This is a genomic window from Oscillibacter sp. CAG:155 (assembly GCA_000436875.1).
Lineage (GTDB): Bacteria > Bacillota > Clostridia > Oscillospirales > Oscillospiraceae > Oscillibacter.
Genome location: FR890934.1, coordinates 15,177 through 18,311 on the forward strand (window position 1 = coordinate 15,177; position 3,135 = coordinate 18,311).

General features: G+C 61.3%; 6 protein-coding genes and 1 pseudogene. All 7 read right to left on the reverse strand.

Annotation, left to right across the window (positions count from 1 at the left end; translation table 11 throughout):
* On the reverse strand, positions 1–256 hold a 256-nt coding region (locus QZL67_RS07515; RefSeq protein ID WP_292920096.1), incomplete at its 3' end, for a S1 RNA-binding domain-containing protein.
* Positions 257–384: 128 nt separating this feature from the next.
* Positions 385–681, reverse strand: coding sequence for a septum formation initiator family protein (locus tag QZL67_RS07520; RefSeq protein ID WP_022290115.1), 297 nt, complete (start codon positions 679–681; stop codon positions 385–387).
* A gap of 211 nt (positions 682–892) precedes the next feature.
* A pseudogene (gene yabQ / locus QZL67_RS11675) lies at positions 893–1,234 on the reverse strand (spore cortex biosynthesis protein YabQ); the annotation flags it as partial.
* Complete coding sequence (locus QZL67_RS07525; RefSeq protein WP_022290116.1) at positions 1,149–1,433, reverse strand: YabP/YqfC family sporulation protein; 285 nt, start codon at positions 1,431–1,433, stop codon at positions 1,149–1,151. The pseudogene yabQ and the gene QZL67_RS07525, both read right to left, overlap by 86 nt.
* Before the next feature lie 61 nt (positions 1,434–1,494).
* A complete protein-coding gene (locus tag QZL67_RS07530; protein ID WP_022290117.1) occupies positions 1,495–1,764 on the reverse strand; it encodes an RNA-binding S4 domain-containing protein in 270 nt (89 codons plus the stop codon).
* A 117-nt stretch (positions 1,765–1,881) separates the two neighbouring features.
* The gene (locus tag QZL67_RS07535) at positions 1,882–2,157 is read right to left on the reverse strand and encodes an HU family DNA-binding protein (RefSeq protein ID WP_022290118.1); all 276 of its coding nucleotides are present in this window, start codon (positions 2,155–2,157) and stop codon (positions 1,882–1,884) included.
* A gap of 64 nt (positions 2,158–2,221) precedes the next feature.
* Positions 2,222–3,028, reverse strand: coding sequence for a nucleoside triphosphate pyrophosphohydrolase (gene mazG / locus QZL67_RS07540; protein ID WP_022290119.1), 807 nt, complete (start codon positions 3,026–3,028; stop codon positions 2,222–2,224).
* Between the last annotated feature and the right edge of the window lie 107 nt (positions 3,029–3,135).

Below are 3,135 nucleotides of genomic sequence, written 5' to 3' on the forward strand. Positions count from 1 at the left end.
CGCGGGATGCCGGGCGCTCCTGCTGGGGCAGCGCCTTCTTGATGGAGAGGTTGATCTTCCCGTTCTCCGTGGACAGTACCAGCACCTTGACGGTCTGGCCCTCCTGCAAAAAGTCATGTACGTCGTTGACAAAGGCGTTCGCGATCTCCGAGATATGCACCAAACCGGACTTCCCATTGCCCAGGGCGACAAACGCGCCGAATTTGGTGATGGTGGTTACCTTGCCTTCCAGAATACTCCCAACCTGAGGCTCCATACGGTGAAATGTTTCTCCTTCCAACTATTTTTTTGCGCCGGCTCCCGGCGCGGAATGACTGACAGAAAAGGCGCGATGCCGGCGCAAGCGGGAGAAGCTCACCGCTCCCCTCGTCGCCCGGCACCACTTCAATTCACAATAAAAACCCGCTCTCCGGGCGCAACCATGCCCAGTTCATCCCGGGCGATCTCCTCTTTCTTTTCCTGGCTGCCGCCGTCGGCGATGTCCGCCCGCAGGGCGTCGTTTTCCGCCTGCTTGGACTCCACCTGCTCCGACAGCTCCTCCTTTTGGGCCTGGGCGGTCTCCACCTGGCGATTGATCCGCACCAGCTGCCACCCCAGGCTCACCAGCAGCAACAGCAGCAGCAGACGAACGACCGGTCCGGTGCCGGCCCGCTTGGGTTTCTGCGCTTTCTTTCTTGCCATGCCCGGCACCTCCCGTTCTTCGGAACCGTTTGGCTCCAGTTTGTTTTATTGTATAGCATTTCCCCGCAAAATAAAAGAGATTTTTTCCGCTGACGGCGATTTTTTTGCAGAATTTTTTCAGCAATTTCCAAGGAATCAACAGCAAATACGCCAAATAGGCCACTGTATCCACCCAAAAATCCCACACCGGCCCCAACGGGGAAGAAAAAAGGCTGAAAAACAGCACCGCGCCACCGATCAGCCCCACCAGGGCATACAGCCGCAGCTCTCCCTCCCCCCGCTCCAGGGTGAAGAGCAGCAGCCCGCCGCCCAGCAGCAGGCAGTACACGCTGTCCAGTGCCGCGGTGGAGCGGGGCCAGCGCCGCCGGAACGCCCGCAGCAGATCGTACACCACCCCCGCCGCCGCGCCCAGCAAAATGGACTGGCCGAAGAGCACCAACTGCCCGGAGACGCTGTTTCCCATAGGCTCAGCCAAACAGGCGGCGCAGGAAACCGCCGCCCGATTCCCGTCCGCCGTCCTCGTAGGCGAGGGAGTCCACACGGCCGTCCACATGCAGCTCTCCGCCGTCCAGCGACAGCTTGCCGATGTGCAGGTCCTCCCCCATGATGACCAGGACCCCGGCGGTGGTGGTCATCACGATGCTGCTCTCGTCAAACCGCTCCACATCCTCCACGCCGGAGATGGTCATCTGCTCCCGGCCCGTCAGTTCCAGCCGGTGGGCAGACGGCGGCATTTCATGATAGTCGTTCATACGGCGTCCCTCCCCTGTCCCAACTATATGGCACAGGGAGCGGGATTATGCGGGGCGTATCTCAGTCCTGGGGCTCTTCGTTTCTCCGGCGGTCCACTTCCCGGTACAGTCCGCCGGCCTCCGCCTGGCGCACCGTCTCCTGGACGGAGAGCACCTCCACCGTAATGGTGCGGATGCCGAAACGCAGCGTGATCTGGTCCCCCACTTTCACGTCGTAGCTGGCCCGGGCGGGCTTGCCGTTGACGGTCACCAGGCCGTTGTCGCAGGCCTCGTTGGCCACGGTCCGCCGCTTGATGAGCCGGGTCACCTTCAGATATTTGTCCAAACGCATATGGTTTCCTCCAAAGCAGGACTGCCGGCACTTTCGTGCCGGCAGTCCCCTGATTGTTTTCACGGTTTGCAGCCGCAGGCCAGGCCTGCCGCCGCTTGCGGACGAAGGGCGTCCTGCTTACTTCGCCACCGTGTCCTTGAGCGCCTTTCCGGCCTTGAACACGGGCACCACAGAAGCGGGGATCTCAATGGACTCCTTGGTCTTGGGGTTGCGGCCGATACGGGCGGCGCGCTTTTTCACCTCGAAGGAGCCAAAGCCCACCAGCTGGACCTTGTCGCCTTCCTTCAGGGCGGCGGTGATGGCGTCCAGAGTAGCGGTGATGACAGCCTCGGCTTCCTTCTTGGAGACCTCGGCGGTAGCGGCGACAGAGTTGATGAGTTCAGCTTTGTTCATGGATAAAATCCTCCTATTTGAAATCTTGGGGTATTCTTCCCTTTATTCTTAACGCAAAACGCGATTAAGACTCCTCGTTTTTCTTGGCGTCCCGCCACAGGGCGGTGAGTTTCTCCCCGCCGCACGCCGAAAGGGGCTCCTCCGCATGCTCCTCCACATAGCGGAAACGGCGGTTGAATTTGTCACAGGCGCAATGCAGCGCCTCCTCCGGGTCCACGCCGGACATCTGGGCCACCTTGGCGGCCATAAACAGCACATCGCCCAGCTCCTCCTGCACGCCGTGGGGCGCGTCGGTCTCCCGGCCGGATGCCGCGGCCTCCCGCAGTTCCCGGATCTCCTCTTCCAGCTTGTCCAGTGCGCCGGTCACATCGGGCCAGTCAAAGCCCGCCTTGGCGGCCTTCTTCTGCACCTTCTCCGCCCGCCACAAAGCCGGCAGCGTATGGGGCACGGACTCCACGGCGTCAGCGGTGGTCTCCTGCCCCTTTTCCTTGCGCTTGAGGGCCTCCCAGTTCACCAGCACCTGCTCGGAGGTCTCCGCCTCCACGGTGCCGAACACATGGGGATGACGGTACACCAGCTTTTTCGTCACGCCGTCCACCACGTCGTCCATGGTGAAGTTGCCCCGCTCCGCCTCGATCTGGGCGTGGAAGGCAACCTGCATCAGCACGTCGCCCAGCTCCTCGCACATGTCCCGGGGATCGTCCCGGTCCAGGGCGTCCAGGACCTCGTAGGTCTCCTCCAGGAAGTTCCGCCGGATGGAACCATGGGTCTGCTCTCGATCCCAGGGGCAGCCGCCCGGTGCCCGCAGCAGGCGCATCACTTCCAGAAAGTCCTCGTAACTATAATGCGGTTTACATTGAAAATCTACCATACATCTTCTGCCTTTGCAAGATAATTTCACGGAAAACCCTTGAATTTCAAGGATTTCCACCGGATCTTCGGAAAATCTGGCGGCAGCGGAGCACTCCGCCGCCGCCA

Coding starts and splice junctions, on each gene's coding strand:
- mazG (WP_022290119.1), bottom strand. CDS start 3,028: ATGGTAGATTTTCAATGTAAACCGCATTATAGTTACGAGGACTTTCTG.
- QZL67_RS07530 (WP_022290117.1), bottom strand. CDS start 1,764: ATGCGTTTGGACAAATATCTGAAGGTGACCCGGCTCATCAAGCGGCGG.
- QZL67_RS07520 (WP_022290115.1), bottom strand. CDS start 681: ATGGCAAGAAAGAAAGCGCAGAAACCCAAGCGGGCCGGCACCGGACCG.
- QZL67_RS07535 (WP_022290118.1), bottom strand. CDS start 2,157: ATGAACAAAGCTGAACTCATCAACTCTGTCGCCGCTACCGCCGAGGTC.
- QZL67_RS07525 (WP_022290116.1), bottom strand. CDS start 1,433: ATGAACGACTATCATGAAATGCCGCCGTCTGCCCACCGGCTGGAACTG.